The 22,650-nt window shown below is 40.9% G+C and carries 22 protein-coding genes and 1 pseudogene; 5 read left to right on the plus strand and 18 right to left on the minus strand.

Going from position 1 to position 22,650, the window contains the following annotated elements:
• Positions 1-54 precede the first annotated feature (54 nt).
• A complete protein-coding gene (locus GPS65_RS13320) occupies positions 55-702 on the minus strand; it encodes a YneB family resolvase-like protein (RefSeq protein ID WP_012010098.1) in 648 nt (215 codons plus the stop codon).
• Positions 703-719: 17 nt separating this feature from the next.
• The gene (gene yneA, locus GPS65_RS13325; RefSeq protein ID WP_003211955.1) at positions 720-1,031 is read right to left on the minus strand and encodes a cell division suppressor protein YneA; all 312 of its coding nucleotides are present in this window, start codon (positions 1,029-1,031) and stop codon (positions 720-722) included.
• Between the two features lie 159 nt (positions 1,032-1,190).
• On the opposite strand from yneA, the gene lexA reads away from it, so the two are divergent.
• On the plus strand, positions 1,191-1,811 hold the full coding sequence (gene lexA, locus GPS65_RS13330; protein ID WP_012010096.1) for a transcriptional repressor LexA: 621 nt from the start codon (positions 1,191-1,193) through the stop codon (positions 1,809-1,811).
• Positions 1,812-1,856: 45 nt separating this feature from the next.
• Here the strand turns inward: lexA and GPS65_RS13335 are convergent, their stop codons facing one another.
• Positions 1,857-2,291: a hypothetical protein gene (locus GPS65_RS13335; RefSeq protein ID WP_012010095.1), complete on the minus strand. Its 435-nt coding sequence runs from the start codon at positions 2,289-2,291 to the stop codon at positions 1,857-1,859.
• A gap of 294 nt (positions 2,292-2,585) precedes the next feature.
• Between GPS65_RS13335 and GPS65_RS13340 the strand changes: the two genes are divergently transcribed.
• Complete coding sequence (locus tag GPS65_RS13340; protein ID WP_012010094.1) at positions 2,586-3,128, plus strand: DL-endopeptidase inhibitor IseA; 543 nt, start codon at positions 2,586-2,588, stop codon at positions 3,126-3,128.
• A 31-nt stretch (positions 3,129-3,159) separates the two neighbouring features.
• Here the strand turns inward: GPS65_RS13340 and GPS65_RS13345 are convergent, their stop codons facing one another.
• From GPS65_RS13345 to GPS65_RS13375, 7 genes and pseudogenes are all read right to left on the minus strand, one after another.
• Positions 3,160-4,008, minus strand: a complete 849-nt coding sequence (locus GPS65_RS13345) for an STAS domain-containing protein (RefSeq protein WP_012010093.1) — start codon at positions 4,006-4,008, stop codon at positions 3,160-3,162.
• 138 nt (positions 4,009-4,146) lie between these two features.
• Positions 4,147-4,527, minus strand: coding sequence for a NucA/NucB deoxyribonuclease domain-containing protein (locus tag GPS65_RS13350; protein WP_225970079.1), 381 nt, complete (start codon positions 4,525-4,527; stop codon positions 4,147-4,149).
• A gap of 261 nt (positions 4,528-4,788) precedes the next feature.
• Positions 4,789-5,697 carry a trypsin-like serine peptidase gene (locus GPS65_RS13355; protein ID WP_041815555.1) on the minus strand — a complete coding sequence of 303 codons (909 nt, stop codon included), beginning with the start codon at positions 5,695-5,697 and terminating at the stop codon, positions 4,789-4,791.
• 194 nt (positions 5,698-5,891) lie between these two features.
• A complete protein-coding gene (locus GPS65_RS13360) occupies positions 5,892-9,035 on the minus strand; it encodes a bifunctional cytochrome P450/NADPH--P450 reductase (RefSeq protein WP_119124942.1) in 3,144 nt (1,047 codons plus the stop codon).
• Positions 9,036-9,056: 21 nt separating this feature from the next.
• A complete protein-coding gene (locus GPS65_RS13365) occupies positions 9,057-9,635 on the minus strand; it encodes a TetR/AcrR family transcriptional regulator (protein WP_144459874.1) in 579 nt (192 codons plus the stop codon).
• A 225-nt stretch (positions 9,636-9,860) separates the two neighbouring features.
• A pseudogene (locus GPS65_RS13370) lies at positions 9,861-10,571 on the minus strand (DUF421 domain-containing protein).
• A gap of 65 nt (positions 10,572-10,636) precedes the next feature.
• Positions 10,637-12,853: an RNA ligase gene (locus GPS65_RS13375; RefSeq protein WP_012010088.1), complete on the minus strand. Its 2,217-nt coding sequence runs from the start codon at positions 12,851-12,853 to the stop codon at positions 10,637-10,639.
• Between the two features lie 110 nt (positions 12,854-12,963).
• Here GPS65_RS13375 and GPS65_RS13380 point away from each other — a divergent pair, with 110 nt between their 5' ends.
• Positions 12,964-13,155 carry a hypothetical protein gene (locus tag GPS65_RS13380; protein WP_088002860.1) on the plus strand — a complete coding sequence of 64 codons (192 nt, stop codon included), beginning with the start codon at positions 12,964-12,966 and terminating at the stop codon, positions 13,153-13,155.
• A gap of 12 nt (positions 13,156-13,167) precedes the next feature.
• Here GPS65_RS13380 and GPS65_RS13385 read toward each other — a convergent pair whose 3' ends face one another.
• From GPS65_RS13385 to GPS65_RS13415, 7 genes are all read right to left on the minus strand, one after another.
• The gene (locus GPS65_RS13385) at positions 13,168-14,076 is read right to left on the minus strand and encodes a DMT family transporter (protein WP_012010086.1); all 909 of its coding nucleotides are present in this window, start codon (positions 14,074-14,076) and stop codon (positions 13,168-13,170) included.
• Between the two features lie 146 nt (positions 14,077-14,222).
• Positions 14,223-14,945: a LutC/YkgG family protein gene (locus GPS65_RS13390; protein ID WP_012010085.1), complete on the minus strand. Its 723-nt coding sequence runs from the start codon at positions 14,943-14,945 to the stop codon at positions 14,223-14,225.
• Positions 14,945-16,366, minus strand: a complete 1,422-nt coding sequence (locus tag GPS65_RS13395; protein ID WP_012010084.1) for a LutB/LldF family L-lactate oxidation iron-sulfur protein — start codon at positions 16,364-16,366, stop codon at positions 14,945-14,947. The genes GPS65_RS13390 and GPS65_RS13395 overlap by 1 nt, the downstream gene beginning before the upstream one ends.
• A gap of 21 nt (positions 16,367-16,387) precedes the next feature.
• Positions 16,388-17,104 (minus strand): (Fe-S)-binding protein, encoded by a 717-nt coding sequence (locus tag GPS65_RS13400; RefSeq protein ID WP_012010083.1) that lies wholly within the window; start codon positions 17,102-17,104, stop codon positions 16,388-16,390.
• A 166-nt stretch (positions 17,105-17,270) separates the two neighbouring features.
• Complete coding sequence (locus GPS65_RS13405) at positions 17,271-18,122, minus strand: SDR family oxidoreductase (RefSeq protein ID WP_012010082.1); 852 nt, start codon at positions 18,120-18,122, stop codon at positions 17,271-17,273.
• A 101-nt stretch (positions 18,123-18,223) separates the two neighbouring features.
• Positions 18,224-18,637, minus strand: a complete 414-nt coding sequence (locus tag GPS65_RS13410; protein ID WP_012010081.1) for an Rrf2 family transcriptional regulator — start codon at positions 18,635-18,637, stop codon at positions 18,224-18,226.
• A gap of 48 nt (positions 18,638-18,685) precedes the next feature.
• On the minus strand, positions 18,686-19,159 hold the full coding sequence (locus tag GPS65_RS13415; RefSeq protein ID WP_049754904.1) for a VOC family protein: 474 nt from the start codon (positions 19,157-19,159) through the stop codon (positions 18,686-18,688).
• A 160-nt stretch (positions 19,160-19,319) separates the two neighbouring features.
• Here GPS65_RS13415 and GPS65_RS13420 point away from each other — a divergent pair, with 160 nt between their 5' ends.
• The gene (locus tag GPS65_RS13420) at positions 19,320-19,763 is read left to right on the plus strand and encodes a DUF2188 domain-containing protein (protein WP_012010079.1); all 444 of its coding nucleotides are present in this window, start codon (positions 19,320-19,322) and stop codon (positions 19,761-19,763) included.
• A gap of 23 nt (positions 19,764-19,786) precedes the next feature.
• Here GPS65_RS13420 and ku read toward each other — a convergent pair whose 3' ends face one another.
• Positions 19,787-20,635 carry a non-homologous end joining protein Ku gene (gene ku, locus GPS65_RS13425; protein ID WP_012010078.1) on the minus strand — a complete coding sequence of 283 codons (849 nt, stop codon included), beginning with the start codon at positions 20,633-20,635 and terminating at the stop codon, positions 19,787-19,789.
• Positions 20,636-20,751: 116 nt separating this feature from the next.
• On the opposite strand from ku, the gene GPS65_RS13430 reads away from it, so the two are divergent.
• Positions 20,752-22,617: a DNA ligase D gene (locus tag GPS65_RS13430; RefSeq protein WP_144456611.1), complete on the plus strand. Its 1,866-nt coding sequence runs from the start codon at positions 20,752-20,754 to the stop codon at positions 22,615-22,617.
• The last annotated feature ends 33 nt before the right edge of the window (positions 22,618-22,650 follow it).

A 22,650-nucleotide genomic window follows, 5' to 3' on the forward strand; every position in this document is an offset into this window, starting at 1 on the left:
AACATTTTCTCTACATACTACTAAATATCGATCACTTTGACAACAAATCAAGCTTTAGGTGATCAAACCTTTTTCATATTCTTGATACCTTCTATGAACCGTTGCTTTTGAAATGTCAAAACCTAGTGCCTGAAGAGTTGCTGCGATTTCGGCGAAGGTCATGTTGTTCTTTCTTAATCGAACAATTTCTGAAATCGGCACTTCAATACGCTCACGGCCAGGCGCATGATCCTGCTGTTTTAAATTCAGTTCGGGCTGATACCCGCCTTCTACGGCTCTTCTCATTCCCCGCTTGATTTTCAGGTTATGAATTTTTCGTTGATATTCTTCAACGACTCCGACGATCTCAATCACCATTTCATCAGCTTCTGAAAGCTCAAGCTCCCCTCTATGAAACGTACTGTACACTTTCACATTTTCTTTAAAAAGACAATGAAGAAGCGCAATTTTTGCTTGTCCTCTTCCGAGACGTGTTTCATCCTGGATAAGAACAGCATCAATTGACTTTTCTCTTAGTGTAGCTAGCATATCAAACACACCATCGCGATCTAGATCATACCCGCTTGCTTTTTCTTTAATAACTTTAACCACATTCATCTTGTGCATAGCAGCTAAAGCCAGCAATTCTTCTTCTTGTCTCTTCAGCGAGGTTTCCTGCTCTTCTTTGACAGTGCTTACTCTCGCATAGATGATTGCATTCATGTCTTCAATCGACCTTTCTACTGTACTGTTGCAAGTTGATATACGACTGGATGCTCTTTTTTGACTGGTATGACAAGGATGTCACCAGGCTGGATTTCTGTTGAAGCAAGATCATTGTGCTGAGTGACCCAGTCAATAAACGCATTTTTATCAATAGATTTGCTGTCGTTTACTTGATCAGCTAACCCCCAAAGCGTATCACCTGATTGAACTTCTATTTTAACATATTGATTTGGATCATTATGGCTTGTGACTGCAATAAGTGAGAGAAATATGCCAACGATGAATGAGAATACCCCAATAAAAATAATAGATTCTTTTAACCTCATAATGTCATCTCTCCTAATAGAATGTGTGTTCGTTCTTTCTGTCACTTATTATAAATACGAACAAACGTTTCTGTCAAACGTTTTTTTCGAACCTATGTTTGTACTGTTAGGAAAAACATGCTATAATTTCTTTAAAATTGACGTTTTGAGGTGCAAAAGATGACGAAGCTATCAAAAAGACAACTCGATATCCTGACATTCATCAAAGAAGAAGTAAAAAGTAAGGGCTATCCCCCATCCGTTCGTGAAATTGGAGAAGCTGTCGGTCTAGCATCCAGTTCAACGGTTCATGGACATTTAGCTAGACTAGAAACGAAGGGCTTAATAAGAAGAGACCCGACAAAACCTAGAGCGATCGAAGTACTAGATGAAGAGGAATTGAATATTCCAAAGAGTGCTGTAATGAACGTACCAGTCATCGGAAAAGTAACAGCAGGCTTGCCTATTACGGCTGTTGAGAATGTAGAAGAATACTTCCCTCTTCCTGAAACTTTTGCAGCACCGGATGAACAAGTGTTTATGCTTGAAATTATGGGAGAAAGTATGATTGATGCAGGCATTTTGGACAAGGACTATGTCATTGTGCGTCAGCAAAGCACTGCTAACAATGGAGATATTGTCGTCGCCATGACAGAGGAAGATGAAGCGACAGTGAAACGTTTTTATAAAGAAGATACACACTTTAGATTACAGCCAGAAAACCCATCTATGGAACCGATTATTTTACAGAATGTAAGTATACTAGGTAAAGTGATTGGCGTATTTAGAAATATTCACTAAAAAAAGCCGGTATTTCATCAGCTAATGATGAGAACCGGCTTTTTTTTATGAACAAGAATAGGCAAGAATACTCGAGCTTGGGAAGGAACCAAATGTAAAGTTCGGCCAAATAAAGCCCGTTGTTCTCCCGAAAGGCTGTGAAGATAAGACATACATTAAAAATACTTGACCGTTTCTCATTAAGACAATCGTCCATCTTCTATTACATCCCGCAGCGAATTGAACCGATTGCTGCCCTCCACCTGTTTGCCCTGAAATTAGTGACTGCATGCTTTGAGGCTGTGATAATGCTTGCTGATATTGCGAAATAATATGCTGTGGTGGAGCTGGCGGGGCTGAGCCACTAGATCCGTGCCCGGTGCCTCCTCCCCCGAATGGGAATCCTGGAAATCCTCCAACTTGTGAAGGAAACGACGGAAAACCTTGCATCTGCCTATCATATGAGTACCCATTCCACATACCTTCATACGGATAATACATATTCAACACCACTTTCTTAGTCATTCATCACGATAGTATATGACATAAATGAAAAAGCGTGTTAAACGTCCAAAAAGAAACTTTTCCAAAAAACGTTTTGTTCTTCTTTAGAACGGTTAAATACTAGATATAAAGAAAAAATAAAAAAATGAAAACTTTTTGCCACCCTCAAACGTTATATATATAGAAAGAAAAGAAATAAAAAACATTTTAATTTAACACTTGTAATATCACTGTAATTATTGTAACATTTGTAACATAAGAAGTTTTCATTGAGAAAAGGAGGCAATTGCCTTGAAAAAATTATTCGTTTTATTAACTGCTATTATGCTTATGATCTCATTACAATCTACAACATTGGCCGCTTCTAAAAAACCAGCCACTTTGACAAATAAAGAAGCGTTACATATTGCCCTTGATGCACGAGAACACTTTTGGAGTGCGATGTCAGGCTACAAAATTAAGGAACATTCTGATTACAAATTAAAATCATTTAGCTATAAAGACATGACTTACAACTATCTTTCTAAAACATTTGATACAAAGAAAAAACTAAACAGCTACCTATCTCAAGTTTTCACAAAAGAAGCCATCAATCAAGGTTTAAAAGACTACCAGTTCATTGTTCATAAAGGTAAAATGGCTGTTCCAGTTGGCGACGGAGACAATATGCTTAATTGGGATAAAGCAACACCTAAACTTGTCTCTAACAAACAAACAGTCCGCACATATGAATTCACTGTCCCAACACTTGACGGGCGCAAAGTAAAAAGAACAGTTACGTTCGAAAAAGGACAAAAAGATTGGAAAGTCACAAAAATTGACGCTGTTATCTAAATAAAAACCAGGCCATTAATCGGCCTGGTTTTTATATTGGAGAAAATTCAGTCATGCGTTCTAATGCGTGAGCAAGTGATGCTGCCGTGCGAAATTCATTAAAAGGAAGCCCGAGCTGTACAGCGGTTTGGGCAATTTCTGGTCTGATTCCTGAAATGGTTGTCTCTACTCCAATTAACCGAAGTGATGTGACAAGATCAAAAATTTGCTGAGCCACCATTGTATCAATAATGACAACGCCCGATAAATCAATACATAAATGCTGCACACCTTTTTGTGAGCACTGTTTCAGCGTATTTTCTAAAATAATCTTTGCTCTCGCTGTATCAATATCACCTACTAACGGCAATAACGCAATATGGCTTTTTAAAACAATGACAGGTGAACTTAGCTCGTAAATCATGTCTCTTTGTGCCACGAGCTTCTTCGTTGTATTTTTCACGTATTGCTGAATGAACACATGAATTGAAATATTAAATGCCTCTGAAATTAAATCATACCAATAAAAGATGCGGTCAATATCAATATCATCTTGGCGCTGCTTAATAAATTCTTTTAAGTAATGAAGGACCACTCTTTGATTAGACATGTATTCTCTCACAACATAATCTAATGGTGTGTTTAAATGCTTCGGATCACTGGCTAAGTCTTCAGACCACTTCTTAAACTCAGTATGTAAATACGTCTTGTCTTCAATAAGCGCACGTATAAAATGCTGGTAATAATCTTGATTTTGCCGTTTCAGCTCTGATATGATGCTGGAATCTGTTGAACGATAGATTGATTCTGGATCATCATCCTCAATTGAATCATACCAAGTTTCAGTCAGTTTCTCTGCATGTTGCATGAAATAGTCGTATAATGCACGGTTCTTATCCATAAGCATATATCCCTTCACATTCTGTCATTGAATTGTATCTTATAGGTCAATTGTACACTGAATCTTGTGTCCCTGCGAACTCCAATACGCTCTAGCGAACAAAAAAGACACCTACTCATAGGCGCCTCTCTTTTAGTTTTATTTCACAATAAATAATATTCTTTTCCCATCAGGATACCCACTCATCTGGTGTCCAACCCATGAGCCTGCTCCCCTATTATCAGAAGGGCTGACATATTGAACACTCGCCCCTTTTCCTCCTTCAAAACAAACGGCCATTGGCCACTCATCTCGGTCGAATCCTGGTTTAGTCGGAATGCCTTTTAAAGATTCTTGCCTGCGGGCATCTGCACCATTTCGGTCTATCGTACACACATCTGAATGCCCTTTTCGAATGGCTTCTTGAATATGACTGCCTGTTTCAGGGTACCGTTCTTTTGGAAATTGAATGACATGATCATATCGATCCGCACCTTTTGCTGCATGTTCCTCCCCAAATCCACTTAACAGCGTGCCCATCCATATCACAAAGCATAAAGCGACAGCAGTCATCCAGCCTCTTCTCATCTTCAAAAGTGTGAGACCTCCTCATTTTTTTCAAGCAGAATCTTGACTTAAAGGGAATGTGTCATTTTAATGTATGAGTCGTTCTCGAATGACATGTGAAAAAATGAAGAGGCTGAGAGGTCAATGGATCTTTCAAGCGTATACAGATAGACACTTATTTCCATATAAAAAAGCTTGTCCCCTATGAAGGAAACAAGCTTTAGCCTCTAGCTTTTATTGCGCTTTTGCATAGTTGATAAATTCAACAAAGGCAGCTGTCGCTTTTGGACCGCCATTAATCGTTCCGTTTGAATACCCTGCGTTATGAACCCCAACGATTTGCTGATTTTGATCTAGCATCGCTGAGCCTGAATTTCCGCTAAATGTATCAATCGTATAGTATGCGAGGTTCGTATCTTCTCTTGTCACAGAACCTGACATCTCCCATTGCGAGATCTTGCCAGTCGATCTCATTTTATCACCTGGATATCCAGAAATTTTAATCGTTGTCCCAGTTAAGTTTGTCACCTGACGGATGGAACGGTAACCGACTGTATTGCCAATGTTCGTATCTGTTTTGATTACAGCAAAATCATATTGGCTCGCACCTGTATTGATATATCCGCTTGGCACATAGAATTCCGTCATTTTTGCTGAGCCATTCACTGCTGTGCTATCGTTCATGCCTGGATACACCGATCCTTTTGCACTATAACTTCTTGATGCTGTATTGTACACACAGTGTCCGTTTGTCAAAATTTTGTTAGGGGCAATAAGTGTCCCTGTGCAGCTTGAGCCGCCAAAAGTAATATAAGCAATTGAATTGTATGGTGCTACTCTTGTGTTTGCTACTTTTGTTCTACCATCGTCTCCAATGACGACTTTCGTTTGAGAGTCTTTTAAATATTTTGATAGTGGTTTTACTTTTTCGCCAACAGTAGAAGATAGATCATCCACTTTGTCAAAGGATGAGGGGGATTTCGAATCATTGTGGAAATCACTTGAAGAGATCACCTTTCCATCAGAAGTCACCATGTCATAATCAGACGTTAGTACTGAATCCGATGCCGCATGGGCAAAACTAGGCACACTTAAAGCACCAAAAACGAGTAGAGAAGGGAGTAACATTTTCACCTTTTTCATCATATTCCTCCTTTATATCCTATATCAAAAATCATACGATTGTTTCATATTGGAGTAAATGAGAGAATATTCTTATTTTTTCAAAATATTTCATTATTAAATTAGGTGTTTTGAATCTTTCCAACTTTCATTCTATCGATCTCACCTTTCTTAATGAAAAGGAAAAACCGCCTAATTGGCGGCCTTTCTTCTTGTTAGCTCCATACATCTTTTACATATCTATTATTATTTGCTAGGGTTGTTAGCCAATTTTCAGCATCTTCCTTCGAGCATTGTTTCTCGTGTTGATAGAGGTCGATCAATGTAGACTCTACGTCTGGTGCCATGACTTTTCCGTCTCCGCACACGTAAAGGTACGCACCTTCATCGAGTAATTTGATGAGCATACCGCCGTCTTCTTTTAACAAATGCTGGACATATACTTTTTGGTCTTTGTGACGAGAATAAGCCCGGCGGATGTGAACAACTCCTTTTTGCGCTGCAAGCTGCATTTCCTCAAAATACAGATCATCTTCATGAGGGTGACGGCAGCCAAAATACAGGTGAGCTTCACCTAGTCGCTTGCCTTCCTTCTGCCACACTTCTCTTGCCTGAACAAATCCTCTAAATGGAGCGATTCCTGTACCAGGTCCGATCATGATCATCGGTGTTTCGGATGAAGGCGGCAGCTGGAATCCTGCCTGCGCTTCGTGAAGGAAGCAGGCGACTTCTTCTCCTTTTTGCAGATCGCATAAATAGTTTGATGCGACTCCTGCATATTCACCGCGGCCGCTCCACGCTTTCCCTTTCACAACCGCCACTGTGATACTGACTCTTTTCTCATCGATCTTTGGTGAGCTAGAAATAGAATAATAACGAGGCTTCAAACCTGGTAAAAGTGCTAAAAAGTGCGCAAATGGCATTTCACATGCTTCATATTGATCTAGTAAATCCAGCATGGTGACTCGTTTCTTTAAAATAGCTTCTTGATATGCTTCACCAGCCATTTGCTCAAGCTCCACGCGATGAGGCGGACAAACTGTATACGAGGCGAGCTCTCTTAGCTGCGTACGTGTTGCCGGTTCTTGAAGCTCAACATGTGACGCAAGTAATTCTCTTACTTGAATGGGCTGACCTAAAGGTAAGTGATTTGCTTCTTTCTCAGAAGAAAGCTTGATGTGCTGCTTAGGATCTAGATTGAAGCGATCAATCACCCGCTGAACGAGTACATCACGATTTTTCGGAACAATTCCGATATGATCCCCTTCTTTGTATTTTTTCCCTTCAGGTAGTCGCAACTCTATATGTCTTGTTTTCCGCTCACTTTTTTGAGATTGTAATTCTTCATTTTTCAGTACAACAGCTGAAAAGGCACCATATGTTTTCGCCACAGGACGTTCTACTAGCTCATTTGTATAAGCTACTGATAGTTTTGGGGTTTCCTTCCCTTTCTCTTGGAAGGTGAGCTGAAATTCTTTTGCTAACTGCTCGAAGACTATTTTCTGAAATGTTTCTTTATCCTCATCCATATCTCCGCCTGCGTCACCTTCTCCTAAATCAGCTACACGCTTTGCCCCTTTACTTTCAAGTGCTTCATCAATGAGACGAGGAATACGCTGGTAGGTACTTGCCCAATTTCGATCCCCGCATCCAAACACAGCAAATGTCACGTTTGTTAAATCCTTCTCTTTATCCTGCGTGACCCAATCCACAAATGTTTTCGCATGGTCAGGCGGATGTCCATTGTATGAAGCGGTCACGATAAGAACTGCACCCTTATCTGGTAATTGGCGCGCATAGTCATCGAGCGGAGCCGTGGTCACATCAAATCCTTTTGCTTTTCCGTCTTCAGCCAATTCGTTTGCGATTTGCTGCGCTGTACCAAGATTTGATCCATATAAAACAAGTAGTGGTGTACCATGACTCTTCACTTTAGACTCTTCAATGGTGGTGCTTTTTTTTGTTTCTTCTTTCGGCGGTGCCATAAAGAGTTGCTGCTTCCTTGGCCGCACTTTGATTTTAAAATCGTTTGGCTTAATCGTTAAAGATTCTTTTAAATTAAGTTCGTATGATGTGTGATCAATCAATTCCATGTTGTGCAAGACCATTGCCAGTACCATAGTGGCTTCATGAAGAGCAAATTGCATACCAATACATGCACGCTGTCCATTCCCAAAAGGCTTGTAGGCATGCTGCGGGATCTTTTCAGGGTGCAGAAAACGCTCTGGTTTAAATTCTTCCGCATCCCCTCCCCATACCGCTTGATCACGGTGTAATTTAGGGAGTAGAACGGAAACACTTTGGTTCTTTTTAATCGAGTATTTCCCTCCGATGATTGTGTCCTCTTTCGCATAAAGAGAGAACGTAGGCGCTGTTGGCCAGAGGCGGAGGGCTTCATTTAAAACCATACGAGTGTAAGTTAGTTTTTGTACCTGCTTAAATGTTGGCAGTTCGCCTTGCAGCACATCATCTGCTTCTTGGACGGCTTTCTTTAATTTTTCTGGATTTTTTAATAAGAAATAAATCGCAAAGGATAACAGCCCGCTTGTTGTTTCGTGCCCAGCTATTAAGAAGGTAATGATTTGATAGCGAATATTTTCATCTGACAGGCGCTCACCTGTTTCAGGGTCCTTTGCATGAAGCATAAGGGACAGTAAATCATTGCCCGTTTTATCTTGTTTTCTCCGTTCTTGAATAATGTCGTCTACTAATGTCTTCATAAAATCTACATTTTCTTCAAATTTTTTTCTTCTTTTGATCATTAATTTATCTGCAACCGGCAACCTACTTGCTTGTTCCATCGCTTCGTTTAACCCGTTCAGCATGCTTTCGATGAAAGGATGCTGATTTTCTTTATAAAAGCTGTTAAACCTGAAGTCAAAACCACAAAGTCCAATCGTATCTAAAGTGAGCTTTGTCATATCCTCTGCTACTTCAATTTCTTCATCACGGCCTGTTCTTTGCCATTTTTGTACAAGCTGTGTGGCAATATCGAGCATCATCTCATGGTACCCCTTCATAGCCTGCTGACTAAACGCCGGCATCAAGATGTGATGAGCCTTTCTCCAGTTCGGTTCTTCTGTCCAGCTTGTAAATAACCCATCCCCTGAAAATGTTCTTACTTTATTCAGACTGCTCCCGATGAATTTATCAAAACGGCTCTCATCAAATACTTCTTTGGCAAGTTCATGGCTGGAAACAAAAATACTTGTTGCTTTTGAAAATTCAAATTGAAAGATCGGTCCTAATTCGTCTGCCAGCCGCCAAAAGGTTTGAGAAAGCTCCCCCTTTTTGATATGAGGAATATTTTTAAAAGGTCCGTATGTTTTTGGTTTTGGAATGATTGATGTTTGTTGCATGGTCCCGCTCCCTTTCATTCATTAAGATGCAACGCTGATAGCGCGCCATAAACTTTGCTCAATGTCCTCTAGAAATTCACCTGTTGGCTCTATTCCGTCTGCAAGAATTTGTTTATGCAGCTGTACAAAGGCACCAAATACAATCGATAAAATGGTTCTACCTGAGAGATTTGGATGAATCCCATCCCTTTTTCCTTCTTCAAAGATCAGGAATAGCTCATGTAACAAATGCTGCATTTTCTCTTTGCTCGTCTCGTCTAAGTAATGGGATCGTCTATCAATTTCTAAAAAATATAGCCCGCTTGGATTCTCCTTTGTAAATAAAACGAGGCAATAGAATACATGCTTAAAGTACGCACGGATACTTGCCTTTGGATCTGGACTGTTTGTGTTCATTTTTTCGATAAAAGCAGAAAGGCTACGCTGATACAAAATATTGACGAGTGCCTCTTTACTGTCGAAATAACGGTAAATGGTTCCTGCTCCGACGTTTGCTCTTTTTGAAATCATCGGCATCGTGGTGCCATCAAATCCCCGTTCAATAAATAAGTCTAGTGAAGCCTTCATGATCTGTTCTTGTTTATCAGTCACTGCTGGCACTTCATCCCCTCCTCATCTAATAGGAATGAACATTCATTCCGCATGCGGTATATTATATTAATATTTTAATTTCTTCTATATATACTTAAACATACTTATTTTTCTTCGTCATCACATTTTCTGAAAATAATAATAATTAAGAAATGGTGCCTAGTCAGTCAGCACCCAAAGGACTCAGAAACATTGACAGATATGTGTCATGCAGGTGACTTCAGCACTACACCTTCATTCTTGATCAATCGGAGAGTGAATGTGGTCGTCATATGTATCAATATATAAACTGCCATTACTTGAGCGAACTGCGTATACAATGTCCTTTAAGGAGAGCTGCCTTTTCTTAAGCTCTTCATCTATCCATTCCACAGTTAATTGATTTTCTTGAATGTTTTTCAAAATGAGCTTTCCGTCCATGATCACTTCGATCGGCATGTAGACCTCGGCCTTCTTATACAATTGAAGATCCTTTCGAGTGACATTTTCAAATGAAGGATATTTTTTCACTGACATATGTCCATCTGTTTCGATCATGGCAAATTCAACTTCGCTAATATCAAAAATGTCTTTTTCTCTCAGCTGCTGATTTAAATAATCAAGGGTATACCTCATTCCCTTCATATTCTCTTAAAGAATTTTGCCATTTTGTATGACAAGGGTTGGTTTACCAGCCATAAATCCTCTCAATTTCCGGCTCCTTAAAGCAATCAGTGAAATCACATAAATGATGATGACAAGTGTGACAAAGGAAATCGTCGTGTGATGAAATGGAAGCGTTGTATTAAACGCGAGACTCGCCGCAATTGAACCTAAGCTGATGGCTGCTATAAAATCAAAAATATTCATTTGAGCAATGGTTTGCTTTCCAAGAAGACGTGCTCCGCCAAATAAAATCGCAAAAGCAAACATCGTCCGTAAAATGACTTCAATATGGTCAGGCATGTCAGGGCCACCCCTTTCATTTGCAACAAAAAAAGCCTTTTCCTTAGAAAAGACTCCTTTTTAGACTATGCATTTATTCCATCTTTATTCAACTGGGCAGCATCGCTTTGCTCAAATTGTGAGCGCAACTCGATAATAGAGCTATTTCTCACAGCATGGGCATCTTGCTCAAGAAGCCACGTATAAAATCTAGCTTGCTCTGCTGTTTGCAATGCTAGCATATATTTTTGCGTGGAACGCTTCTCTGCAACGCGCTGCTTGATCGCGCGCATCTGCTTCCAGAATTGATAATAAGGAAGTTTGAGCTTGGTCATAAAGCCGCGATGATCCTCAATGACATATCCCTCTTCTTTAATCGAATCGTCATGAGAAACGGCCTGATACCATTTATAAAAAGACGTCCAATCTTGGAACACAGCCACTTCCTGCTTGCTGGATATTCCAAGCTGTTCGCTTACTCTTTGCACTTCAGTAAATGGTGCCTTTTCATAGCTTAGCTGACGCTTCACAATATCAAGTAAAATGAGTTGATCACGATCATATGTGATAATATGTGGGTCTTTCTTTGGCAAAATGACTTCAAACACAAGAGATACATTGTGGTCACGTACGTATGATTTGATGTAGTCGACCTGCACGTCTCCGAATGTCTGATAGAATAACTCTTCCACCCAAGAAGCATGCTGATTTTGCTTCACATGAGATGTATACGATTTAGACGTAAACACCAATTCATCTTCCATTTCGTTATACCCAACCGTCCCTAAATATCCATTTGCTTTATCATAGACGGTAACAGGAAATTGAAGGTGGTTCACTAAATGATGCATTTTTGTCTCAGGACGCTCATCAATGTTAAAAAATTTGTTGTAGCTTCTTGAAACAATCTGTTTTGACACCATATTGACAAACAAGCCTCTTGCCTTTACATTCACATCATCCCATTGCCGCTCACTAAACGCTTTTTTCGTAAAATTAAAAGATGAAATATGATGCGGAAGCTTTAATTCCTGTACATATTCATGCTGATCTAAGTGAGCTAAAAAGTCGTCCAGTGAAATATCTGGTTGAATGGCAGCCGATGTCTTTTTCTCAGAAGCTCTATAGACTGGGTTGTCGATTTCATGAGTCTCAATCCCGTCAGCTGTGATTTTCAACACCCTCAGCTGTCCCCCGAATTCAACCTGACCCTCTAGATTATAAGACCTTTCCGCTGCTTGAGTAGGTAGCCTGTATAAATTGCGATGCCCGTGAATTTGAATAACATCTAATCCAGCGGTATTTTGAACAAACAAGTGATCAATGTCATCTGAATATTCACCTACACCGTGGATGAGCTGCTGTGTTGAGACATGTAGAAGATCTTCTGGCAAATGAGCAAGACCTCCGTGGGTAACAAGAAATGTCTTGCCATGGTACGTAAAATAAGTAAGCTGATGAAATGTTCTGACAAACTTCCGTACTTCTTTTAAATCAAACTCTGCTGCTTCAATTTCAGGTGCTGTATGCCTGTTAAACATATTGCTTCTTACTTTTTCACCATGTGCAAACCGGTATAAATGCTGATCATGATTACCCTCAATCACAATGACATTCCGGCATTCTCTATGTGCGAGCATCCATTCTAATACTTCCTTGTTTTCTATTCCTCTATCAAGCAAATCACCTGCAAAGATATAAAGTTCATTTTCTTTAATGTCTCCTTGCAAATAGGTGGTCAGAGCGGTATGACAGCCGTGAATATCTCCAAAGACATGAATAGCCTCATATTGATCGAAGGATCGAGGCTGATAGGTCATCACTTGCGAATATTCCTCAGGCTGCAAGACCGTCACCCATGATGGGACCTTTTCTGTTTTTAACCGCTCGTTCATTTGATATAAAACAGACTCCCGTACAACTTTGTGAGCTTCACGTGAGCGATTTTGCAGGAGAGCTGTTTCAAGCGGCACCTGCGTGAAGTCGATGACATACACTCTGTAACGATACGATGTGGCCAGCGATTTATATTGAGATATCGATTTGCTTGAAATATGCGTGGCATCGACCACAGTAAAGTCTCCGCGTTCCATACGTGCTGTAAGCAATTCAAATAATAAAGACCAGACTTTGTGGTCATGTTTGCTTGAAATTTCTGGTTTCCCATTGACAGATAACTGAGGGGGCTGGGTCAAAAGACGGATTTGATCCGCTGATAACGTGTAAGGCTCTAAGCCTTGGGCTTTGATCCAAGTTGATTTCCCTACGCCTGGGAGACCTCGTAAAAGGACTAAAGTTCTCATATTGGTTCTCCTTTAATAAGTGATATTTTACCTATTATAGATAAATAATGGATAAATCTCAATCTTTTATTGATTATGGTAATATATAGATAGAAAGGGAGGTTTTACGTATGTCTAACGGAGAGAATATGGCATTTAACATAGGTGATCTTCTATTTCAAGTGTTCTCTCTTCTATTCATCGCTACGATCGTGACGATCATTGTCATCGCTTTTCGAATGATCAGAAGAAAACGAATGGAATTGAAGAAGGTTGAGGAAAGATTGAACAAAGTGATTGAAAAAAACGATTTAAAAGAGTAAAAAATCCGGGATTTAACCGGATTTTTTTTGTTTCATCACAATTCCTTGCCGCTGCTGCATCAAAAAGAAAAAGACACCTAAAAGGACAAGAAAACCGCCACACATTTGGAGTAGTGTGACTTTTTCTCCAAGTAGCCATACAGCAAGAATCGTGGCTCCAACAGGCTCGCCAAGGATACTCATTGAAATGGTTGTGGCATTGACATAGGTTAAAAGCCAATTATTAATGACATGAGACATGGTAGGAATGATCGCAAGTAATAAAAAGATCCCCCACTCTTTACCGGGATAACCTGTAAAAGGAGTTTGCTGAATCAAATTGAATAAAATTAAAAAAAGACCGGCAAATCCAAACACACAAAAACTATAAATCCAATGAGATATCTTTCTGACAGCCTGTTGACCTATTAATAAATAACAAACAACTGCGATCACACTTAAAAAGGATAAAATGTCTCCTAGGATGGCTTCCTGGCTATGACCTATGTCTCCCCACCCAATCATAAGTGCACCAACTATCGCTGCACACATCGTCAAAAGTGCGGGCAGCGTCGTTCGTTCACGGAAAATGAGAAATCCGCCTAATAAAGAGACCATCGGCTGAAGAGCGATGATAATTGTAGAGCTTGCCACAGTCGTCAGCTTTAGTGAGCCAAACCACAACACAAAATGGAGTCCTAAAAAGAAGCCTGACATACATAAGAAAAACCAGTCTCTTCGCTGAATCGAGAGAAATTCTTTTTTTCGTGGCAGTATAAACGGCAGCATAATAACCGCGGCAAAGATCATTCGATACATGCTTAAAATAGCAGCAGGTGCATTTGACCATTTCACAATAATCGCAGAAAACGAAATGGCAATAATTGAAATCACAAGCGGTAGAGCAATTGATTTCTTTTGAGCAGTAGACTTCATGTCCATAAGCAGCAGCTTCCTTTACATCAGCAGTAGATGAGAAGTTCATCTTGTATGTCGTCATCTTACTATGTCAAATCCGCTAGAGGCAAGATGATTTTTAAACTTATGTAAGCTTTTTTGCATGAAAAAAGGCTTTCATCTCGAAAGCCCTATTCATCATCTATCAATAGATAAACCGCCCGAACGGGACCATGAACCCCTACTACCAAATTCATCTCAATATCCGCAGAGTTACTCGGACCTGATATGAAATGAATCGCACCTTTCGCCTGCTCTCCTTCTTCTACCAAGCGATTGAGAGTCGAAACAGCTTGAATCATCCGCGGAACCACCGTGCTTTTTTCAATACACACGATATACATCATCGGTAAAAAATGCAGTGCTCTTCCTTGGCCCTGATGGGATGAAAGGACGATCGTCCCTGATTCTGCTAAAGTGTAATCACTAAATACAACCGAATACGCCGCTTGTTCTGCTAGCCTGATATTTTCTTCCCTTGATGCCTCAGCATTCCAGCTTGTGACTGCGAATCCTTCGTGCTGCAAGCTGTCAAACATCGGATAAAATCCATACTGTTCAAAACGATGATCGCCCGATGTCATCACAGAACCCTCTCCATACTCTGTCATCAATGATCGTAGTGCAGAGGGCGCTTCCTCTGGGGTTGTTTCGACCACTCTTGTGTGAATTCGTTGACATTGCATCTTCAATTGCTCGACTAGCTCTTCTTTAGACAAAAGTCCGTTTGTTTCCCACTGAACTTGATGCTTCCAAGCCGGACGCTGAATAGAGGCAGACGAGGATGAATCTTTTCCTAATTGCTGACGGATATGAGTTAAAAACGATTCTCGGTGAGAAATGGTTCCCTTCATCACTGCTCCTCCTTCTGTCTCTTTTTAAACCAGTCCCTGAATCTTTCTTTACTTGGAGCTGGCAGGTCACGAATATCTGTCCAATTCTTTAAAGGACCTATACCTTTTGAAATCTGTCCGTTTGAAGCCATACGATTCATCAATAGAGGGGCTGCTTTTGTTCCGAATTGATACATCCCGGGAGTCGATGCGCCCATTCCGAACATTTTCATCGCCATCATTTCAGCTTTAGGCGCTCTTCCCTCTTTTTCAACGATGACTTGTCGATGTTTTATTAATAACTCGTGAAGCGGGATCTTTACTGGGCAAGCATCTGTACAGGCTGCGCAAAGGCTGGATGCAAAGGGAAGCTCTTGATAGTCATCATAGCCGCCAAGAAGCGGTGATAAAACAGCACCAATTGGCCCCGGGTAAATCGATCCGTATGAATGTCCGCCCACATGCCGGTAAACTGGGCACACATTGATGCAGGCTGCGCACCGAATACATTGGAGAACAGGCTGAAAGGCCGTACCTAATATATTGGACCGCCCATTGTCCACAATGACCAAGTGAAATTCTTCTGGTCCATCGACTTCTTCTTCTCCTTTTGGTCCGACGACAGAAATGTAACTCGTTAATTTCTGACCGACTGCACTTCTGCACAAAAGACCAACGAGGACATCTAGTTCCTCCATCGTTGGAACCATCCGTTCCATGCCCATAACGGCGATATGTGTCTTCGGGATAGCCGTGACTAGATCCGCATTCCCTTCATTTGTCACAAGGCAAATGGAACCTGTATTGGCGACAGCAAAATTACAGCCGGTGACACCCATATCTGCTTCGAGGAACTTTTCACGTAATATAGCTCTCACAAAACTCGTCATATCTTCAGGTGTCTCTGACATCTCATATCCGAGCTTTTCGTGAAAGACTTCTCGTATTTGTTCTTTTGTCATGTGAAGAGCAGGTGCCACAATATGTGAAGGGGGTTCATGATCATCTACTTGCAAAATATACTCGCCAAGGTCACTTTCCACCACCTCACAGCCGATCTCTTCAAGGGCTTGATTCATTTCAATTTCTTCTGTGACCATTGATTTTGATTTAACGATCTTTTTGGCCTCTTTTTTCTGTGCCACATGTTGAATATACGCTGATGCCTCTTCTTTTGTTTTTGCAAAAAAGACATGTCCTCCGCGTGCACTAACGCTTTCACTTAATTGGTATAAGTAGTCGTCGAGATGCGCCAGCGTATGTTGCCTGATTTCCTCGCCAAGTTCTCGCCACTTTTCCCAGTTACCAAGCTCTTCGCTCGCAGATAGCCGCCTTTCATACAGGCGTTCCTGCGCTGAGGAGACTGCTCCTCTCATAACTGTATCTTCTAATCCTTCCCCGATTCGTTCTTTAAAGGCCTTCGCTCCAATTTTCATACTCATGTGCCGTTCCCCCTCTTAAACTCAGCGGCTATTTAACACCTCTGCGATATGCATCACTTGAATGGGTTTATCAAGACGATTCAGTCTCCCGCCAATATTGAGAAGGCAGCCGCAGTCGGCACCAATGATGTATTGAGCGCCTGTCTCCTCTATGCTTTGGACTTTTTCATCGACCATTTGCTCAGAAATAGGTGTCATTTTTACTGAAAAGGTCCCTCCAAATCCGCAGCAATTTTCTGCGCGCGGCAATGGTGTCATCGACAAATCTTTGACATTTGACAACAGTGTGAAAGGGGCTTCCTTAATTCGCAGCAGCCTCGTCATATGACAGGATGTGTGATAGGTTGCGTTGCCTTTCAGGCTCGCGCCTACATCTGTGACGTGTAATATATCAACAATAAACTCGGTTAATTCATATGTTTTTTCAGCAAGTGCTTCAGCTTGTGTTGACCACACTGGGTCTTCTTTTAAAAGTTGAGGATATTCTAAAAACATCGCCTTACAAGAACCTGACGGCGTCACGACATATTCAGCTGTTTCAAAGGCTTTGATCATGTTTTTTGCTGCTTTAATGGTTTCTTTTGTATAGCCGCTGTTAAAGGCTGGCTGTCCGCAGCACACTTGTGATTCTGGAAATTCCACTTCAACACCGAGTCTTTCCAACACTTCCACTGTCGCCTTTCCTACATTTGGCTGCATCGTGTCAATTAAACAAGTAACGAATAAATGGACTTTCATCGGCGAACTTCCCTTCTTTGCTGCAATTTGATTCATCAATTTGGTCCTCTGATGACGAAATAACAAGTCTTATTTTCATTTTAATCCCAAATTTCTGAAATTTCAACGAAGTGATTTGTCTAAATTTGGACAAAAAAACGCCCTTTTAATTGGGCGTTTTTGATGTTTATTTTGAAATCATTTCACCAATTTTTTCTTTAATAGGTGTTAAGGGTCTGGCTAATAAGGTTTCGAAATCATGGCTTTCAACGGCTAATGCACCATCGCGAATCCCGCTTTGAATGGCTTTGACAAATGGCACCGCTTCTTTTGGTACACCATTAGAAGCTAAAAATTCTCCAAATGTGTCGACATCAATTTGCTCCACCTTGATCTCTTTTCCGCTCACTTCACTAACAATGTGAGCAAGTTCAGTATGCGTCCGAAGAGGTCCTGACAGTTCATATGTCTCCTTGTCATGTTCAGAAAGTGTTAACGCATTTGCGGCCGCTTCTGCGTAGTCATTTCTTGTTGCCCAGCCAACCTTGCCATCACCAATTGGACTTAAAAATGGTGCGCCACTCACGGCTGCTAGTATCGTATCTTTTTCATTTTCTACATACCAGTTGTTTCTTAGAAACACATGAGGAATGCCGGAGGCAACAATAGCTTCTTCAGTTTTTGCGTGGTCATGTGCAAGGACAAGCTGACTCTCTCTTGCATTCACAACGCTTGTATATGCAATAAAGGATACACCAGCTGCTTTCGCCGCTTGGATGGCAGCCGTATGCTGCTCGACGCGGTCTCCATCGGCTGTTGAAATGATCAGAAGGCGGTCAATGCCTTGAAAGGCTGCCTTAAGGGTGTCTGGCTGAGTAAAGTCTCCGTGGCGTACATCTACCCCAGTTTCCTTTAAATGTGCTGCTTTTTGCGGATCTCGAACACTCACCGCAATTTGTTCAGCTGGTACCTTTTTAAGTAAATGCTGGACAACGAGCGATCCGAGCTGTCCTGTTGCGCCTGTTACTAATAACTTCATAATGTTTGACCTCCTCATTTTTTGTTCAACGGTGATGTGTATTCGTTATAATCAAAATGGTTACAACAAAGGTGTAAAAAAAGCTCTAATGTACGAGCTTTTTATTCCGCCTCTGTCAACAATTGCTGGATTGTCACTTGTTTGAGGTGATTTTCAAGCGCTGCTTGAGCTTCTTTTAGTTCACTTCTCAGTCTTGTATCCATCGCTTGACCAATTGGACATGCGATGACTGGCTGATGAAAGTTAAACAATTCTTCATCCTCGCTTACATCGACAGCACGGTACACATCTAATAGCGTGATTTCCTCTGCCGGCCTTTTTAAGTAAGCACCGCCTACTCCGCGTCGTATCTCAATAAGATCCGCCCGTTTGAGCATTGCCATCATTTTTCGAACAATGGCTGGATTTGAATTCACACTTTCTGCAATAAAATCTCCTGTACACTCTTTTGGTACACCTGCAATAAATGACATAATATGAACAGCAATCGGATACCTACTGCTAATTTGTTTCACAATCTTTCACCACCGTTGTAATCAATATAGTTACAATAAGTGATTTTGTCAATCAATATACGGATTTTTCTTTCGATCCCAGTCTTCATATGTCATGATATCGTAGTCTTCTTCTGTATCAAGCTCAAGCGGCGCAATGCATTCAAGTAGATTCCCATCTGGGTCAAGAAAATAGATCGCTGCATGAAATTGCGGCGGATTATCAAGAACTAAAGGCTGCTCCTCTTCTGAAAAGCCAAACATTGGGTGAACACCGATGCCTTTTTCAACTAGCCAAGCCTTGATTTGTTCGATACTAGACGTTGTAATTTGAAAAGCAACGTGCCGGGTCGAAGGATGATACGGGAAGTCATTGATATCTACTTTCCACAAGCCAAGCCAGCTCTTTCCTTTTTCAATCCATAAAAAAGCAACTCGTTCATTTTCGTGAGCAAGTGTCAATTCCAATTTTTCATAAAACGCAATCGACGCCTTCAAGTCACTCACAGGTAAATGGGCTTCATACAAACCTTTTATCATCATCAAAACCACTCCTTTTCTACCTTCTATTCTGCGGGGTTTGAAAAAATTCCGCCTCAGTAAAACGATGTATTTTATCCCCTTCATTGGTTTGAGAAAAATGATATGTTTGATCCATTACAGATGGGGGAAGGTGTTCAAATAAAAGAAAGGAGCGTTTTATATGCCTTGGACGATGAATGATTATCCGGCTTCATTTCAATCGTTAGACCGCATTATTCGAAAAAAAGCACTTGAGATTGCTAATAAAATGATACAGGAAGGCTATGACGAAAGTAGAGCCATTCCAATTGCAATCAGTCAAGCGAAAGAATGGAAAAAGAACGCAACGGAGAAAGAGATCGAGGATTTCACAGCTCATGGTTCTGTGACGCCATCTAAAGACAGCAGCTCCGCAAGACCAGAACTTATGGATCATGCGCAGCATGTCGTCAAACACGAAGAAGGCTGGGCGGTTCAAACAGAGAAAGCAAAACGAGCAAGTGAGATCAAAGAAACGAAACAAGAAGCAATCGACCGGGCAAAGGAGATTGCCTCTAATAAAGGGACTTCCGTTGTTATCCATAGCAAAGATGGGAACATTCAAGACGTGTTAAAACCGCAATAAGACCGCCCATGAGCGGTCTTTTCTTATGCATTCTTTTCTTTTTTCGCTGGTGTTTTTCTTTTTTTAGGCGCTGCCTTTTTCGCTTTGGCTGGTTTTGATCGATCGATTGAAGCCTGAAGAGCTGCCATTAAATCCGTCACATTGGATGCCGGATCTTTTTTACCTGTCGTTTCTGGCTGAACGGTATGTTCTCCAGATATTTTATCTCCGATTAAATTCATCAGCTGTTCTCTGTATTCATCCTGATAGGCTGCTGGATCAAAAGTTGTGGTTAACTGTTCGATTAAAAGAAGGGCTGTATCTAACTCCTTTTTCACAATGTTTTCTTCTTGGGGGATATTCGGTACATCTGATACTTGTCTAATTTCATCTGGAAAATGAATGGTTTCCATCAGCAAAATATGTTCATAGCACCTAACGATCGCTAATTGCTCCTTTGAGCGGATCATAATCTTTGCCACACCAATTTTCCCCGATTCCTCTAAAGCTTTTCTTAATAATGAATATGCTTTCGCACCGCCGGTATCTGGTGATAAAAAATAACTTCTTTCATAATAGATTGGATCAATCTCCTCTATCTTCACAAAATCAATGATTTCAACGGCTTTTTCTTCATTTTCTTTTCGAAGTTTTTCAAGCTCTTCCTCGTCTAATTCAATGAATTTGTTTTTTGCATACTCGTACGCTTTTACAATTTGTTCTGGTGCCACCTCTTCCCCGCAGTTGGCACAAACCTTTTTATAGTTAATGGGCGTGTGACACTCTTTATGCAGCTGTCTTAATTTAATATCTTTGTTCTCTGTAGCGGTAAACAGCTTCACTGGAATATTGACTAGCCCAAAGCTAATGCCGCCTTTCCAAACCGTATGCATCGCGTCGCCTCCGTTCTTTTCTCCTTACTATGCAATGTTTTCGTCAGACTTATGTATGCGAATGAAAATTTCATCCCACTCTAAGAACACATCATATGAGGAAGTGACATGCACAAATGAAACCTATGCGATTAACGGCTGCACATGATGTTCCTACCGGTGCAGACTGGGTGTATGAATTAAAATATGACGGCTTTCGAGTCATTCTGACGTGGGATCAAAACGAAATTCATTTAGAAAGCAGAGCCGGAAAACGATTAAACGAACAGTTTCCCGAGGTGATTGAACAGTGCGAACAATTAAGGGATCATTTTGCTCCTTTATTACCATTGACGTTTGATGGAGAATTGGTCTTTTTGCTGGATGAACAACAAAGCGACTTTGCGAGGGTTCAGCAAAGGGGCAGGCTGAAAAACAAAGAGGCGATTAAGCTGCAGGCTGAGCGGTTTCCATGTCATTTGATCGCATTTGATTTATTAAGATGCAAAGGGAAATCTCTCATTGATTTGCCGTTGATGGAAAGGAAAACACAATTACAGCAAGTTTTCAAAGCAGCAAAACTCCCGTCATCTGTTCAGCTTGAGCACCCTTCCCTTCTTCAACTCATTCATACAGACACAAATTCTGAACATATGAAAAAACTGATGACGACCTATCTTGCAGAAGGACTTGTTGCGAAAAAAAGGACGAGTAAATGGCACGACCATACCCGGTCAAAAGAATGGCTCAAAGTCAAAAACTGGCGATATGTTTCTGTCATTGTGACTCGTTTTGATAAAGAAAATGGCTACTTTCAGGGCTGTATTTATCAAGATCATCATCTCACTGAGGTTGTCCAATTCAAGCATGGATTTTCTAAAGAAGAAGAACAAACGCTACGTACACTCTTTCAGACAAATGGCAAGCAAACAGGGGCATCAGCATATGAAATCCCACCATCTATCGTCGCGAGCATTGCTTGTATCTCCTTTGATGGGTCCGCCTTAAGAGAGCCACGTTTTTCTTCCTTTTTACTGGATACTGATCCAACGGCGTGTACGTTTCAGCAAATGCTCAAACAGCTATATCCTCTTCCTACTGTCATTGAGATCACTCATCCTGAAAAACCAATTGTGCCGGCTCTTCATCTGAATAAGGCAGATTACTTACTTTATTTGAGACAAGCTGCTCCTTATCTCTTGCCCTTTTTACGTGAAAGACGGCTGACTTTAATTCGGTTTCCTCATGGTGCTGGGGATGAATTCTTTTATCAAAAGTCGACACCTGATTATGCGCCAGATTATGTGTTGACCGATCAAGCTGATGATATTGCTTACACAGTTTGTAATGATCCTCAGACGCTTCTTTGGCTCGGCAACCAGTTGGCAATGGAATTTCATATTCCTTTTGAAACAAGGGATACGGACAGGCCAACCGAAATCGTCTTTGATTTAGACCCACCGTCTGTTAACGAGTTTCATCTAGCCATAGAAGCTGCTAAGCGAATCAAAACGCTTTTAGACGGTCTTTTTCTCACAGCCTTTATTAAAACAAGCGGTGGTAAAGGACTGCAAGTTTATATTCCATTAAAGAAAAATGCCTTCACATACGAAGAAACGAGAACATTTACCGCGTTTATATGTCAATTTTTATGTGAACAAGCACCTGAGTTATTTACTTTGGAACGTCTTAAAAAAAAACGTGGCAATCGCTTGTATTTAGACTATATTCAGCACGATGCTGGAAAAACAATCATTGCGCCTTATTCACCGAGAGGAAATGAACTTGGACTTGTAGCGACACCGCTTGAATGGGACGAACTCCATCAAGATGGACTTCACCCTTCTTTGTTTACCATGCCATCTGTGATAGAGCGTCTAAAGGAAAAAGGCGATCCATTCCGCCGCATGAGGCACCTTGTAAATGATGACACGTTCAGACAAGTTTTGCATCGACTTGAGGACATGATCCCAGCACATAAGATGGACATACGCGGTCATTAAGCGTTACACTTATTCATTAGAGAGTAAGAAAGG

The organism is Bacillus pumilus, assembly GCF_009937765.1.
Taxonomy (GTDB): Bacteria; Bacillota; Bacilli; order Bacillales; family Bacillaceae; genus Bacillus; species Bacillus pumilus_O.

Bases quoted from the DNA above. Each gene is read 5' to 3' on its own strand.
- lexA (WP_012010096.1), top strand. From the start codon at position 1,191: ATGACGAAGCTATCAAAAAGACAACTCGATATCCTGACATTCATCAAA.
- GPS65_RS13430 (WP_144456611.1), top strand. From the start codon at position 20,752: ATGAAACCTATGCGATTAACGGCTGCACATGATGTTCCTACCGGTGCA.
- GPS65_RS13405 (WP_012010082.1), bottom strand. From the start codon at position 18,122: ATGAAGTTATTAGTAACAGGCGCAACAGGACAGCTCGGATCGCTCGTT.
- GPS65_RS13385 (WP_012010086.1), bottom strand. From the start codon at position 14,076: ATGGACATGAAGTCTACTGCTCAAAAGAAATCAATTGCTCTACCGCTT.
- GPS65_RS13375 (WP_012010088.1), bottom strand. From the start codon at position 12,853: ATGAGAACTTTAGTCCTTTTACGAGGTCTCCCAGGCGTAGGGAAATCA.
- GPS65_RS13420 (WP_012010079.1), top strand. From the start codon at position 19,320: ATGCCTTGGACGATGAATGATTATCCGGCTTCATTTCAATCGTTAGAC.
- GPS65_RS13355 (WP_041815555.1), bottom strand. From the start codon at position 5,697: ATGAAAAAGGTGAAAATGTTACTCCCTTCTCTACTCGTTTTTGGTGCT.
- GPS65_RS13350 (WP_225970079.1), bottom strand. From the start codon at position 4,527: ATGGGCACGCTGTTAAGTGGATTTGGGGAGGAACATGCAGCAAAAGGT.
- GPS65_RS13320 (WP_012010098.1), bottom strand. From the start codon at position 702: ATGAATGCAATCATCTATGCGAGAGTAAGCACTGTCAAAGAAGAGCAG.
- yneA (WP_003211955.1), bottom strand. From the start codon at position 1,031: ATGAGGTTAAAAGAATCTATTATTTTTATTGGGGTATTCTCATTCATC.
- GPS65_RS13390 (WP_012010085.1), bottom strand. From the start codon at position 14,945: ATGAAGGGAACCATTTCTCACCGAGAATCGTTTTTAACTCATATCCGT.
- ku (WP_012010078.1), bottom strand. From the start codon at position 20,635: ATGCATACGGTTTGGAAAGGCGGCATTAGCTTTGGGCTAGTCAATATT.
- GPS65_RS13395 (WP_012010084.1), bottom strand. From the start codon at position 16,366: ATGAGTATGAAAATTGGAGCGAAGGCCTTTAAAGAACGAATCGGGGAA.
- GPS65_RS13380 (WP_088002860.1), top strand. From the start codon at position 12,964: ATGTCTAACGGAGAGAATATGGCATTTAACATAGGTGATCTTCTATTT.
- GPS65_RS13335 (WP_012010095.1), bottom strand. From the start codon at position 2,291: ATGTATTATCCGTATGAAGGTATGTGGAATGGGTACTCATATGATAGG.
- GPS65_RS13400 (WP_012010083.1), bottom strand. From the start codon at position 17,104: ATGAAAGTCCATTTATTCGTTACTTGTTTAATTGACACGATGCAGCCA.
- GPS65_RS13415 (WP_049754904.1), bottom strand. From the start codon at position 19,159: ATGATGATAAAAGGTTTGTATGAAGCCCATTTACCTGTGAGTGACTTG.
- GPS65_RS13360 (WP_119124942.1), bottom strand. From the start codon at position 9,035: ATGCAACAAACATCAATCATTCCAAAACCAAAAACATACGGACCTTTT.
- GPS65_RS13345 (WP_012010093.1), bottom strand. From the start codon at position 4,008: ATGGATAAGAACCGTGCATTATACGACTATTTCATGCAACATGCAGAG.